The organism is Wenyingzhuangia heitensis, assembly GCF_011762155.1.
Classification (GTDB): Bacteria; Bacteroidota; Bacteroidia; order Flavobacteriales; family Flavobacteriaceae; genus Wenyingzhuangia; species Wenyingzhuangia heitensis.
Genome location: NZ_JAASQL010000004.1, coordinates 146,808 through 160,221 on the forward strand (window position 1 = coordinate 146,808; position 13,414 = coordinate 160,221).

A 13,414-nucleotide genomic window follows, 5' to 3' on the forward strand; every position below is an offset into this window, starting at 1 on the left:
ATACATTTGTTGTAGTAACAAATATTAAAACTGTCAAATTAGTGGAAAATCTAAATAATAGAGCTGTTATAAAATTGATGATTTCTGGAAACTATGTGGTAGAACAGTTAAATAGTTTTATGAAAACCTATGATTTAACGGTGCAGCAATATAATATATTACGTATACTGAGAGGACAGGATGGTTTGCCTATGAACTTGTACGTATTGCAAGAACGCATGATTCATAAAATGAGTAATACAACTAGGTTGGTAGAAAAACTTAGAATAAAAGAATTAGTAGAACGTAAGCCATGTGAAGAAAACCGACGAAAGATTGAAATATCTATTACAGATAAAGGGTTAGGGTTGTTGGCAGGTATAGATCAAAGATTGGTGGATTATGAAAAGCAATTAACTTCAGATTTAACAAAAGAAGAATTAATTCAATTAATAGACTTATTAAATAAAGTAAAACAATAAATTAACAACAATAATCAAAAAAGTAAAAAATGAAAACAACAAGAATCAAATCAGGAATTTTAGCAGTTTTAGCTGTATTTACAATTGCTTTATCTGCGCATGCTGGTAAAAAACCAATTGATGTAAAAAAGAGTACAATTAAATGGGTTGGTAAAAAAGTTACAGGTGAACACAACGGAACTATTAATTTTAAAGAAGGTGACGTAGAATTAAAACAAGGAAAATTAGTAGGAGGTAGCTTTACCGTAAACATGAATACTATTAATGTTCAAGATTTAGAAGGTGAGTACAAAGGGAAATTAGAAGGTCATTTAAAGTCTGATGACTTTTTTGGAGTTGCAACACACCCAACAGCAACTTTTGTAATTACTAGTGTAGAAGGAAATACAGTAAAAGGAGACTTAAGTATTAAAGGACACACAGAAAAGAAAGCATTTACTTTAACAAAAAAAGGAAACACAATTTCTGGAGATGTAAAAATAGACAGAACTAAGTTTGATATCCGTTACGGGTCAGCTTCTTTCTTTGATAACTTAAAAGACAAAGCAATTAACGACGAGTTTGAATTGTCTGTAAACATTGTATTTTAAATATAATAGAATTTAGTTTAAAACTAAAAGCCTGATAGTTAACCACTATCAGGTTTTTTGCTTATATAATTTTTTACTATATATATAAAGACAGCTATATTTAGTAAATTCGCAAAAGAAATAAACAAGCACAAATGTCTAAATTTGAATTAAAGTTGCCTAAAATGGGAGAAAGTGTAGCTGAGGCTACAATTACTTCTTGGTTAAAAGAAATAGGAGATACTATAGAGTTAGATGAATCTGTTGTAGAGATAGCAACAGACAAAGTAGATTCAGATGTCCCGTGTGATGTGTCTGGAGTTTTGTTAGAAAAAAAATACCAAGAAGGAGATGTTGTTAAAGTAGGCCAGGTTTTGGCTGTTATTGAAACAAATGAAAATTTGGCAAGTAGTACTTTACAGGTAGAGTCAACAGCTAAAGATGTGTATACTGAGGTTGAAGAAGTTGTAAAATCTGTTGAAGCCGAGGTAAATCAGGCAATAGAAAATACAACGCACACAAAAAAACAAATAATAACTAATACTGATGGTAAATTTTATTCTCCGTTGGTAAAAAACATAGCGGCTAAAGAAGGAGTTTCTCAACAAGAATTAGATGCTATAAACGGATCTGGTTTAGAGGGTAGGGTGACTAAAGAAGATATTTTAGCCTATGTAAGTAGCAAATCAAAAGATGCCAAAAGTGTAGAGTTGTCTAAAGAAATAACAACTAAGGAGTCTGAAAATAAGACAATTGCTATTTCTCAAAAAACAAAAACACCTAATTTAGAAGTAAATACAGGAGATGAATTAATTACGCTGTCTAGAATGGGGAAATTAATATCAGATCATATGTTGCATTCTAAACATAAAGCAGCACACGTACAATCTTTTATAGAGGTTGATGTTACTAATGTGGTAAAATGGAGAGCAAAAGCTAAAGATACATTCTTAAAAAGAGAAGGAGAAAAATTATCATACACACCTATTTTTATGATGGTGGTTGCTCAAGCATTAAAAAAATATCCTTTGGTAAATATTACTTTTGATGGAGAAGATAAAGTAGTGGTGAAAAAAGCAATTAATTTAGGGATGGCTTCTGCATTACCAGACGGAAATTTGATTGTGCCTGTAATTAAAAATGCAGAGCATTTAAACTTGGTTGGTATGACTAAGTGTGTGAATGATTTGGCTATTCGTTCTAAATCTAATAACTTAAAACCTGATGAAATAAAAGGAGGTACATATACTGTAACAAATATTGGTGGTTTTGATTCTGTTTTTGGTACTCCTATAATCAATCAACCAGAATGTGCTATTTTAGCTTTGGGTGCTATTAGAAAAGTACCTGCGGTTATAGAAACTCCTGAAGGAGATTTTATTGGAATTCGTCAAAAAATGTACATTTCTCATTCTTACGATCACCGTGTGATAAATGGAGCTTTAGGAGGAATGTTTATTAAAGAAATTAAAGATTTGTTAGAGGCTTGGGATGTAAATAAAGCTATTTAAAAATAAGACAATTATAAAATCATAAAAAAACCTTTTAGCAATTAGCTAAAAGGTTTTTTTATGAGAAAAGTAAAAAATTACTCTTTGTCTTTTTCAAACACTTCTATTAAAATATCTAAAGAACTCATATTAGGTTCTTGAATTTTAAGAATATTGCTAATTGTTGGTGCAATTTGCGTAATGCTAACTGGTTTTTTTATAGCTTTTCCTTTAGCAATATTTCCTCCATAAAAAATAATAGGAACATGTGTGTCATAATTGTATCCCGTTCCGTGTGTAGTTCCCCCCTTAACGTAGCCATTACTAATAATAGTGGGTTCTAAGGTGAAAATAATATCACCAGATAATTTTTGGTTGTATCCTTCTTGTACCAGGCTTAAAGGTGCTCTGGTAAATTCTGTTCTTTGTAAAGTATGGGCAGATACAGCTTTATGGATATCTTTATAATTGATTAATACTTCAATAAGTTCATTTTCTAAAGTTTCTATGTTTAGGGTTAATAAACCTATTTCTTTACGATTTAAAAATATTTGATTGTTAGAAATGTTTTCTATCAACTTGGTAGATTTGTATTTTTTAAAAGTAAAATCAATTAACTTTTTTTGCAATTCACGATTGGAAAAATAACCTCCAGGTGCTTTGTGATCTATTAGGTAATGAGGAACTTGAACTACAGCGTGGTCTGCTGTTAAAAACAATACATAATTCTCATTTCCTACTTTACTGTTTAGATAACTAATAAAATCATCTAAATCTTTGTTTAAACGAATGTAAGTGTCTTCAATTTCTACAGAAGCGGGTCCGTATTTATGACCAATATAGTCAGTACTAGACAAACTAACCGCTAAAAAATCTGAATTGGTTTTGTCTTTTCCTAACTCTTCATTTTTAATAATCTGTTTGGCAAAATCTAAAGTCATTGTGTTTCCAAAAGGAGTACTTTTTAACAAACTATAGTTTCCGTTTTTTTCCTTAAGACTCGGTAAGTTATGTGGAAATATAGGTTTATCTTCATTGTGAAACGTTCCTTCAAAATAATTATGATCTGTAGTACATTCAGTATAATCCTCTATTTTTTTAGAAGTAACCCAAGGACTAGCTAGATATTCATCTAATTTAAGTTTATTTTCGGTATTATATAAATTCACCCAGTTAGGTAATTTATCAGTGTAGTAAGAACTAGTAATCCATTTTCCGTTGTTAGCACCATCAAACCAATAAGCAACATCGGCAGTATGTCCTACGGGTAGAATAGCAGATCTATCTTTAATAGCAATACCAATAGATTTTCCTTTAAAATCTTGAGCTACTTTTAATTGATCAGCAATGGTAGAGGCAATTAATCTATATGGAGATTTTTGACCTTCTTTAGATTCAGAACCTACGGTTTTATAATTGGCATCGTCTACAACGTAAATAGATTTTTGTTCAAATTTATCGTACCAGTTATTTCCAACAATTCCATGATTTTTTGGTGTGGTACCTGTATATACTGATGTATGACCAACAGCGGTATAAGTAGGTATATAGTTGTAATGACCATTTTCGTACGTGGTTCCGTTTTCTATAAGTTTATTAAAACCTTTAGAACCAAACTTGTCGTTAAAACGTAATAAATAATCGTACCTCATTTGGTCTACAACAATTCCTACAACTAATTTTGGCTTTTTTTGAGCATTTAGGATACAAATATTGCATACTAAAAGAAGGCTCAGTAATTTTTTCATGAGAATATTTAATTTGAATTTTATGAGACTAAAAGTAATTAGAATACACTACTTAATTGTTAAGGATTTGATATTTTAGCTAAAAATCTATAGAATGACTTATATAAAAAGTGTTGGAGCTTATGTGATTATGCTAAAAAGCGTTTTTAGACGACCACAAAAGGCAAAAATTTTTAAAGATGCTGTGTTTAGAGAGATAGATGATTTGGGAGTAAAATCAGTAGGTATTGTAGCTTTTATCTCTTTTTTTATTGGTGGAGTAGTCGCTATTCAAACAGCTTTAAATTTAGAAGATCCTATAATTCCTAAAGATTTAATTGGTTTTGCGACCAAAAGATCTATGATATTAGAATTTTCATCAACCTTTATTATGGTTATTTTGGCAGGTAAAGTGGGGTCTTACATAACATCAAGTATAGGAACCATGCGTGTTACCGAGCAAATAGATGCCTTAGAGGTAATGGGAATTAATTCTTTAAATTATTTGGTGCTACCTAAAATAATAGCAACTGTATTTTTTTATCCTTTTTTAGTTTTATTAGCCATGACTTTAGGAATTTTAGGAGGGTGGATTGCAGGAGTAGTTACAGGTTTGTTTGAACAATACGACTATATAGCAGGTATTAGAATGGATTTTAAGCCCTCTTTAATTAGCTATAGTTTGATAAAATCTACCGTGTTTGCTTTTTTAATAGCAACTATTCCTTCTTATTTTGGTTACTATCTAAAAGGGGGTTCTTTAGAAGTAGGTAGAGCAAGTACTAAAGCAGTAGTGTGGACAATTGTAATGATTATTATTACAAATTATTTTTTAACCCAAATGTTATTAAGCTAAATTGTTATGATAGAAGTTAAAGGTGTAGAAAAAGGATTTGGTGAAACTCCAGTTTTAAAAGGAATTAATGCGGTTTTTGAACCTAGTAAAACAAGTTTAATAATTGGTCAAAGTGGGTCAGGTAAAACCGTATTTTTAAAAACCATGCTAGGATTGCATTTGCCAGATAAAGGAACTATTTCTTTTAATGGAACTACAACAGAATCTATGTCTTCTGATGAAAAGAGACAATTAAAGCAAGATATTGGAATGGTTTTTCAGGGCTCTGCTTTGTTTGATTCTATGACAGTTGAAGAAAACGTTATGTTTCCGTTAAAAATGTTCACAAAGCAATCTAAAGAAGTAATGTTAGAACGCGTAAACTTTGTATTAAATAGAGTGAATTTGGTAAATAGTAATCAAAAGTTTCCTGCAGAATTATCTGGAGGAATGCAAAAGCGTGTGGCTATTGCAAGAGCTATTGTAACCAAACCTAAATATTTATTTTGTGATGAACCTAATTCTGGTTTAGATCCCAAAACAGCCATTGTAATAGATAAATTGATTCAGGAAATTACCGATGAATATGAAATTACAACGGTAATAAATACTCATGATATGAATTCTGTGATGGAAATTGGAGAAAAAATTATTTTTTTAAAAGATGGTCTAAAAGAATGGGAGGGGTCAAGTGATGATATATTTAAAACTGATAATGAAGCAGTTGTGGATTTTGTTTACAGCTCTAATTTATTTAAAAATGTGAGGAAGGTTTATTTAGAAAAATAAATTCTAAAATAGTTTTGTGTAACTGTATAAAAGTCCTATATTTGCACCCGCAATAACGAGTGGTATTAATGACCTGGTAGCTCAGTTGGTAGAGCATCTCCCTTTTAAGGAGAGGGTCCTGGGTTCGAGCCCCAGCCCGGTCACAAATTTAAAACATAACACACGTTATTTGCATGGTGAGATACTCAAGTGGCCAACGAGGGCGGACTGTAAATCCGCTGACTACGTCTTCGAAGGTTCGAATCCTTCTCTCACCACGGACGACCTGGTAGCTCAGTTGGTAGAGCATCTCCCTTTTAAGGAGAGGGTCCTGGGTTCGAGCCCCAGCCCGGTCACAAAGCCCCCTTTTTAAGGGGGCTTTTTTTGTTTTATAAATAAGTATTTATATTGACTAAGGCAGTTACAAAAACTTCTTTACAGAAATATTCCAATATAATACGGTATACTAAAAAAGGCTAACTATATTAATATAGCTAGCCTTTTTATGATGAATAAGTGCAAATTTCAGAACCTCTATTTTAGCTCAATAGTAGTGTTGTTTAATCTGGTTTGTAGCCAATTTTTAAACTTAGAGTTTAGTTGTTTGGTGTTTTTAATAGAGTCGTTCCATTTTACTTCAAAAACAGCAATGGTGTCTATAGAGCTAAAGTTGGTTTCTAATTTACTTGCATAGTTTAACTTATCTATACCTGTATAAATAATTCTAGCCTCCTGACTTAATTGTAAAAACGGAATTTGTTTTTTGTATAACTGTTGTAGTTCATGGTCCTTTTCTATAATTAAAGCTTCTTTTTGTAGAATAATCTCATCTTTGCTAGCAATTAAGTTTTGATTTTTTACATAAGAGTTTTTAATTGTGTTGATTTCATCTTGTAGTAAAGAGGTTTTGTCATCTTGCTGAATGATTAAAGAGGTTTTAGGAATGTTAAACTCGTCCATTTTATTAGACCATATTTTTTTTTGAGTTTCATCTATGTTGGTTCCTAATACAACAATTTTAATAGATTTTTTATCATAGTCAACAGTTGTGTTTATAATACCTGCTCCCGTTTTTTCTTGCAATTCGGATATAAAATGTTCTGCATTTAATTTGTATTGGTTTTGTTGAAATAATAAGTAAAATTGAAAAATACTAAACCCTATAATTATAGTTGCAACAAAAGCGACTAGTTGAGCAATTCTTTTACGTTTGGCTTGATTGATATATTTAACCACGGGGAAACGTAAAAATTTAACCACAGCAAAAGTTGCTAAAGCAATAAATATTGCGTTGATTAAAAATAAAAACATGGCTCCACCAAAGTATTTAAAATTCCAGGTAGCCAAACCGTAACCTGCAGTACACAAAGGAGGCATTAAAGCGGTTGCAATAGCAATACCAGCAATGGTATTTGTCATTTCCGTACGTCTACTTAGGGCAATAATTAAAGCCAATCCACCAGCAAGGGCAATTAACACATCTCTAACGTCTGGTGCTGTTCTAGCAATAATTTCTGGAGTTGCATCTTGAAACAGAGGAATGCTAAAGAACAAAAAGGAAGTAGTGATACTTAGGCCTACCATAACCCCTAAGTTAATTAAAGATCTTCTTAGCGTATCAATATCGTTAATACCAATAGAAAGCCCTAAACCTAAAATAGGTCCCATTAAAGGAGATACAAGCATGGCACCAATAACTACAGCTGTAGAACTTACATTTAACCCGATAGAAGCTATAAAAATGGAAAAAATTAAAACCCAAGCATTGTGACTTTTTACAGCAATACCTGCTTTAATTTTGGTAATAGTTAGCTCTTTATCTGTTTCTTCTCTAATGTTTAAAAGATCGCTTAAAAATGTTTTAATAGCTGTAAAAAAGCCTTTAAATTCTTCTTGTACTTCTTTTTTTTTATTTTCTAAATCTTGATCGTTGTCGTTTTTAGTTGTCATGGGTTTAAATAATTGCGGTTAAACAATATCTACAGGTGCATTGCCTTTAATTAAATACCTTTTTTTTGTTTCAATTTCTAAACATTCATATCTAGTTCTACGTTTGTTTAAAACTTTAAAAGTTCGGTTGTTTAAGCTAAATAAAGTGCCTGGTTTTAAGTCAAATATATAATAATTATGATGACGATTGGTATTCTTTTTTTCTTGTAATACAACCGATAGTTTTATGTCTGAATCTGTAGTGGCTTTGGGGTTGATTAAATGTTTAGCCAAATGTTTTAAAAGAGGTTCATCAAAAACGGTAGGGGTTAAAAAAGGAAGCATTAATTGTTTAAAACATTGTTTCCATTCCATTCCGTGAGGTTTTACTCTTGGATAATGGATATGTGTGTGCAAATGAGCAATTTCGTGCACCAAAGTAATTAGAAATTGCTCTTTTGTTAAATTGTTGTTAATGGTAATGGTTGCTAAAGGTTGTGTGGCTCTAAAATCTCCTCTTTTTGTTTTTCTACCTTTTACAATCTTTAAACAAAAATCGTGTTTGTTTATAAGGTATTCTAAATTTTCTTTAGCGTTAGTGGGAATGTATTGTTGTAATTGCTCAATCATAAAAATAATTAAGGAGTTGTGCTTGATACTTCTAAAACTTTTCCGTTGTAAAATTTATTTCCAGTTGTAGTAAAATCAAAAATATATTTGGCCATTTCTGATGGTTTTATAGGAGCTTCGTATCCAGGGAAAGCTTCTTCTAACATTTCTGTTTGTACTGCACCCAATGCCAATACATTAAAAGCAATTTTTTGTTCTTTATATTCTTCTGCTAATAATTCTGATAAAGTGATTACAGCTCCTTTAGAAGAACTGTAAGCTGCCAATCCAGGGAATTTTAAACTTCCTTGCACTCCTCCCATGCTACTAATTGTTACTACGTGGCTATTTTGTGGCATAAACGGAATTATTTTCTGAGTAAGCAGAGCCACGGAAAATACGTTTACTTGATATACTTCTTTAAAATCGTTTTTAGAAAGTTGTTCAAAAGGTTTGTTGATTAGTTTTCCTGCATTGTGAATTAATCCGCTAATTTGAATATTGTTTTTAGTAATGTAATCTACAACAGAGTCAATTTCATTTTCGTTACTTACATCTACACCAAAAGTTGTAATATTTGGGTGTTGAATTTCTTGTAATGTATTTGTGTTTCTAGAAAGTGCTAATACAGAATAATTATTGTTGGCAAATAGTTGAGCCAATTCAAATCCAATTCCTCGGCTTGTTCCTGTAATCAATACGGTTTTATTCATCTTCTTCTTTAGGTTCTAAAGTTTTAAAATCTATATGTTGGTAGGCACCTATATCTGGATTAACAGTTCTATCTGTTCCTGTAATATCTAGATCAACGGTACTTGCAGCTGTAATGTCAGCTTTGTTAATTCCTTCGTTATCCAAACCTATTCTTAAATCATTAAGACTAGTGTCCTTAAAATCTGTTTTTTTATTTAGATATACATTTTGGTAATAAGTTGTATTGTCGGTATCATAAAACTCAACCTCTTTTTCTAAATGGATTAATGAATTTTTAAAATAAAAATTAAACACGGGTTCGTCTTCACTCTTGTCTAACGTAATTTCATTAGTTCGGGTTCCTGCTATAATACAATTGATAAAATCAGCATTCTGTAAAGGAGCATTTGCTGTTACATCATTATTTACATAATAATTGCTAATGACAACATTGTCTTTATAACGCAATCCTTTGTTCCAATAATTAGCAAAAGTACAATGTGTAAAATTATAAGTACCACCTTGTAAATACAAAGCAGACTTTCCTGTTTGACCAATCACTATATTACTTGCGTTTAGATTGGTGTTTTGAGTATAAATACCATAATCAGCAGCATTGTAAATTTTGGTGTTTTGAATCGTTAAAGTGTTCGTGTTTTCTATAATTTCTATTCCTGTTGATGGATTTAGAATTTTTAAATAATTGATAGTAACGTTTGTATTTTCTCCTATTTTAATTCCTTGCCATTGTCCAGGTACTTGATCAAACTGATAACTTAGTTTATCGCCTTTAAAAACAATAGAGTCTGTTAAAGTTCCGTTAATATTTAAGGTGGCTCCAGCAGAAATGGTAAGCGATGCATTTTCGTTAAAATGAACCGTGGTACCTGCCTCTATAGTTAAGCTACCATTTTCTGGAACGATAGCATTTCCGTATATAACATAGGGTTTTGTGTTGGTAAAATTAGTTTCGGTTATTTCAAAATCTGTTCCAGTTGTAGGAAATAGGAATTCAGCATCTTGTACCAAAGTAACCAAATCTACATCTTGTTGGTTTCCGTTAGGATCAAATAAAATTTGATCTATATACAGCATTTCTGTGTCTGTGTCTTGGGCAGAAGCGGTTGCTTCTACAAAAACAAATAAGCTATCTTTTTTTAATAATAAAACATCATCAATTTCAGTTCCTGAAACACCGTCTACATTAATTCTATACTTAGAATTGCTTTTAGCTAGTTTAATTTTAGGAATGGTAATATCGTTATTGCTTTTGTTGTAAACTGTAAGTAGGTGAGTGGTGGTGCTTAGGTTGTTAAAAACAGTATCTAGAAATAAGGTGTCTACAGAAAAACTTAAGTTTCCGTTACTAACAATACTATCAAAGTCTTTTCTGCAAGAAAGTTGACTTAGTAGTAGTAAAATACATCCTATTTTAAAAAAGGTTTTTAACAATTTCATATCCTTATTTTAGAATTTCTATTTCAAAAATTTTGTCCCAATTCTTACCTGTAACATATAACTTATTCGTGTTTGGGTTGTAGGCAATTCCGTTTAAAACTTTATCTCCTGAGCCTGCAATGGTTTTGTTGTCTAGTTGATTTATCAAACCTTTCATATTTACAATTCCTTCTACAGCTCCGTTTTTTGGATTGATAATAGCAATGGCATTTTTAGTCCAAACATTGGCATAAACTTTTCCATTAATATACTCTAATTCGTTTAAGTTTTCAATCCTACGGTCATTTGTGTAAACTTCTATATAAGATTCTTCGGCTCCTGTATCGGGATTTAAAAACCAAATTTTTTCAGTTCCGTCAGATTTTATTAAGTGAGTATTGTTGTGAGTTAATCCCCAACCCTCTGCACTTTGTTGATATTTAAAAGTATTAATAGTTTTAAAAGTCTCTGCATCATATATAAAACCAAGTTTACTTTCCCAGGTAAGTTGATATATTTTGTGATTAAAAATAGTAATTCCCTCACCAAAGTATTTACTGGCCAATGCTTGTTCTTGTATTACTTCTCCTGTTTTTAATGCTAGTTTTCTTAATACAGATTTTCCTCTTTGCCCTGTACCTTCGTATAAAAAGTTATTGTAAAACTCTAAACCTTGTGTAAAAGATTCTCTATCGTGTGGATAACTGTTTATGACTTTGTATTTGTATACTTTAGGTTTTTGGGAGTTAAAAAAAGTAATAGTTGTTTCTTTACTTCTTACATCATCATGTTCACCAACATTAACTTTTAAAATGTGCTTACCTAATTTAGCCTTTTTAATGTCTAAAGAAATGTTTTTTGTAGTTCCTATTTCTTTGTCGTCTAAAAAATAAGTAACCTTTAAATTTTCATTCTTACTAGCGATACTTATGTTTAATTTTTTGTTGATTTGAATTTTTTCAGGAGCTTTTAATTCAAATTCTGGAGTATTGTTACAAGAGTTAAGACCGATAAGGAGGTTTAAAGCGACTAAAATTCTATTAATTTGCATGTGTTTTGAAAAAAAATGGTTATTTAGATAAATTATTTCTTTTGAATGTTTTGATTATTCAAAAATATACTTAAATTTGCAGTCTCAAAAATAAACACAGTTAAAACATACATATAATTATGAAAAAAGGAATACATCCAGAAAATTATAGAATGGTAGCTTTTAAAGATATGTCTAATGGTGATGTATTTTTAACTCGTTCAACAGCTAACACAAAAGAAACATTAGAAGTAGATGGTGTAGAGTATCCAGTTGTAAAAATGGAAATCTCTAGAACTTCTCACCCGTTTTACACAGGTAAATCTAAATTGGTTGATACTGCAGGACGTATTGATAAATTTAAGACTAAATACGCTAAATTTAAGAAGTAATCTTAAATTGTTAGTATAACATAAAAAGCTGTTGAGATTTTTCTCAACAGCTTTTCTTTGTACTGTGTTTTTATAGTAAATCGTTGGCTAGGTTGGCCAACTCAGAACGTTCTCCTTTCTCTAGTTTAATATGAGCAAACAAACGATGGCCTTTTAATTTGTCTATTAAGTAAGTAAGTCCGTTACTGTGCTCGTCCATATAAGGAGTATCTATTTGATTGATGTCTCCTGTAAATATAATTTTGGTTCCTTCACCAGCTCGGGTAATAATTGTTTTTACTTCGTGTGGTGTTAAGTTTTGAGATTCATCAATAATCATAATTACATTGGCCAAACTTCTACCTCTAATAAAGGCTAGAGCTGTTAAAACCAAATCTTCATTTTCTTCCATTTCATCTAAAGCTTTTCTTTTTCTAGAATCTGCCTTGTATTGAGATTTGATAAATTTTAAATTATCAAACAAAGGTTGCATATAAGGAGAAATTTTTTCTTCTGCACCTCCTGGTAAAAAACCAATATCTCTATTGCTTAGTGGAATAATAGGTCTTGCTAAAATAATTTGATTGTACAAAGCTTTTTGTTCCAACGCTGTTGCTAAAGCTAATAATGTTTTACCTGTTCCTGCCACACCTTGCAGTGCTACAAGTTTAATGCTTTCGTTTAATAAGGCATCAATAGCAAAGGTTTGTTCTGCATTTTTAGGCTTAATACCATAAGCATAGCTTTTTTCTACCCTTTCTATTTGATCATTTTCTGGATTAAAACGAGCTAACACAGAGTCTTGGTTATTGTTGATAATGTAATAACCATTGGCTATTTTTTGATCCCCTAAAATTCCGTTTTCAGGAATAGTATTGTTCTGATATAATTCTCTAATAACATCAGATTCTAAATCATCTAAATTAATAGAACCTTTAGATACTTTTTTAATATCATCAACTTTACCTGTTAAATAATCTTCGGCTTTTAGTTCTAAAGCTTTGGCTTTAATTCTAAGGTTAATGTCTTTGGTTACTAGCGTAACTTTAGAATTTGGATAAGATTCTTTAATTAATAACGCGGTATCAATAATAAGATGATCATTTTTTTTAGTACCATAGGCATCTTTAGCATTGGTTCCAGAAGCGTTGTTGTGCATAGAAATAAACAAATCTCCTTTTCCCTTTCCTAGGCTAATCCATTCGTTTAGATTTTTGTTTTCAGAAATTTTATCTAAAAAACGAATCACGGACCTGGCTTCAAAGTTTTTGGTATCGTTACCTATTTTAAAATTATCAAGTTCTTCTAAAACAGTGATAGGAATTACCACATTATTGTCTACAAAATTCTTGATGGAGTTGTGATCAAAAAGTAATACTGAAGTATCAAGTACAAAAATTTTTTTTGGTTGATTTTGGGCCATATTGAAGCAATTAAGTTTACTTAAATGTAGCAATCTTTTTGCTGTAAAGCAATGTGATATTATGAGTTGGTT

General features: G+C 31.0%; 13 protein-coding genes and 3 tRNA genes. 9 read left to right on the forward strand and 7 right to left on the reverse strand.

The features are described 5' to 3' along the window. Window positions 1-41 precede the first annotated feature (41 nt). The 3 genes from FHR24_RS12790 (at window position 42) to FHR24_RS12800 (ending at window position 2,541) form a co-directional block, all read left to right on the forward strand. Window positions 42-461 (forward strand): MarR family winged helix-turn-helix transcriptional regulator, encoded by a 420-nt coding sequence (locus tag FHR24_RS12790; RefSeq protein ID WP_167189486.1) that lies wholly within the window; start codon window positions 42-44, stop codon window positions 459-461. Window positions 462-490: 29 nt separating this feature from the next. Further along, complete coding sequence (locus tag FHR24_RS12795; protein WP_167189490.1) at window positions 491-1,051, forward strand: YceI family protein; 561 nt, start codon at window positions 491-493, stop codon at window positions 1,049-1,051. Between the two features lie 134 nt (window positions 1,052-1,185). Then, entirely contained in the window at window positions 1,186-2,541 is a 1,356-nt protein-coding gene (locus FHR24_RS12800) for a dihydrolipoamide acetyltransferase family protein (protein ID WP_167189493.1), read from the forward strand. Between the two features lie 77 nt (window positions 2,542-2,618). Here the strand turns inward: FHR24_RS12800 and pafA are convergent, their stop codons facing one another. Then, a complete protein-coding gene (gene pafA / locus FHR24_RS12805) occupies window positions 2,619-4,268 on the reverse strand; it encodes an alkaline phosphatase PafA (protein WP_167189496.1) in 1,650 nt (549 codons plus the stop codon). A gap of 94 nt (window positions 4,269-4,362) precedes the next feature. On the opposite strand from pafA, the gene FHR24_RS12810 reads away from it, so the two are divergent. The 5 genes from FHR24_RS12810 (at window position 4,363) to FHR24_RS12830 (ending at window position 6,206) form a co-directional block, all read left to right on the forward strand. Next, entirely contained in the window at window positions 4,363-5,103 is a 741-nt protein-coding gene (locus tag FHR24_RS12810) for an MlaE family ABC transporter permease (protein WP_167189499.1), read from the forward strand. Between the two features lie 6 nt (window positions 5,104-5,109). Beyond that, window positions 5,110-5,871, forward strand: a complete 762-nt coding sequence (locus FHR24_RS12815) for an ABC transporter ATP-binding protein (protein ID WP_167189502.1) — start codon at window positions 5,110-5,112, stop codon at window positions 5,869-5,871. Between the two features lie 70 nt (window positions 5,872-5,941). After that, a tRNA-Lys gene (locus FHR24_RS12820) sits at window positions 5,942-6,014 on the forward strand. 32 nt (window positions 6,015-6,046) lie between these two features. Continuing rightward, window positions 6,047-6,128: transfer RNA gene (locus tag FHR24_RS12825), tRNA-Tyr, on the forward strand. A gap of 5 nt (window positions 6,129-6,133) precedes the next feature. Then, window positions 6,134-6,206 (forward strand) — tRNA-Lys (locus FHR24_RS12830). 178 nt (window positions 6,207-6,384) lie between these two features. On the opposite strand, the gene FHR24_RS12835 is transcribed toward FHR24_RS12830, so the two are convergent. Genes FHR24_RS12835 through FHR24_RS12855 form a run of 5 tightly spaced genes read right to left on the reverse strand, consistent with a single transcriptional unit; the run spans window position 6,385 to window position 11,569 of the window. Further along, window positions 6,385-7,800 (reverse strand): DUF389 domain-containing protein, encoded by a 1,416-nt coding sequence (locus FHR24_RS12835; RefSeq protein WP_167189505.1) that lies wholly within the window; start codon window positions 7,798-7,800, stop codon window positions 6,385-6,387. A gap of 18 nt (window positions 7,801-7,818) precedes the next feature. After that, window positions 7,819-8,409 (reverse strand): SprT-like domain-containing protein, encoded by a 591-nt coding sequence (locus FHR24_RS12840; RefSeq protein ID WP_167189508.1) that lies wholly within the window; start codon window positions 8,407-8,409, stop codon window positions 7,819-7,821. 8 nt (window positions 8,410-8,417) lie between these two features. Further along, window positions 8,418-9,101, reverse strand: coding sequence for an SDR family NAD(P)-dependent oxidoreductase (locus FHR24_RS12845; RefSeq protein ID WP_167189511.1), 684 nt, complete (start codon window positions 9,099-9,101; stop codon window positions 8,418-8,420). Next, on the reverse strand, window positions 9,094-10,539 hold the full coding sequence (locus tag FHR24_RS12850; protein ID WP_167189514.1) for a right-handed parallel beta-helix repeat-containing protein: 1,446 nt from the start codon (window positions 10,537-10,539) through the stop codon (window positions 9,094-9,096). The genes FHR24_RS12845 and FHR24_RS12850 overlap by 8 nt, the downstream gene beginning before the upstream one ends. A 4-nt stretch (window positions 10,540-10,543) precedes the next feature. Then, window positions 10,544-11,569: a glutaminyl-peptide cyclotransferase gene (locus FHR24_RS12855; protein WP_167189517.1), complete on the reverse strand. Its 1,026-nt coding sequence runs from the start codon at window positions 11,567-11,569 to the stop codon at window positions 10,544-10,546. Window positions 11,570-11,688: 119 nt separating this feature from the next. On the opposite strand from FHR24_RS12855, the gene FHR24_RS12860 reads away from it, so the two are divergent. Next, window positions 11,689-11,940, forward strand: coding sequence for a type B 50S ribosomal protein L31 (locus tag FHR24_RS12860; RefSeq protein ID WP_167189520.1), 252 nt, complete (start codon window positions 11,689-11,691; stop codon window positions 11,938-11,940). A gap of 70 nt (window positions 11,941-12,010) precedes the next feature. Here FHR24_RS12860 and FHR24_RS12865 read toward each other — a convergent pair whose 3' ends face one another. Continuing rightward, window positions 12,011-13,342 carry a PhoH family protein gene (locus FHR24_RS12865; protein ID WP_167189523.1) on the reverse strand — a complete coding sequence of 444 codons (1,332 nt, stop codon included), beginning with the start codon at window positions 13,340-13,342 and terminating at the stop codon, window positions 12,011-12,013. Window positions 13,343-13,414: the final 72 nt, after the last annotated feature.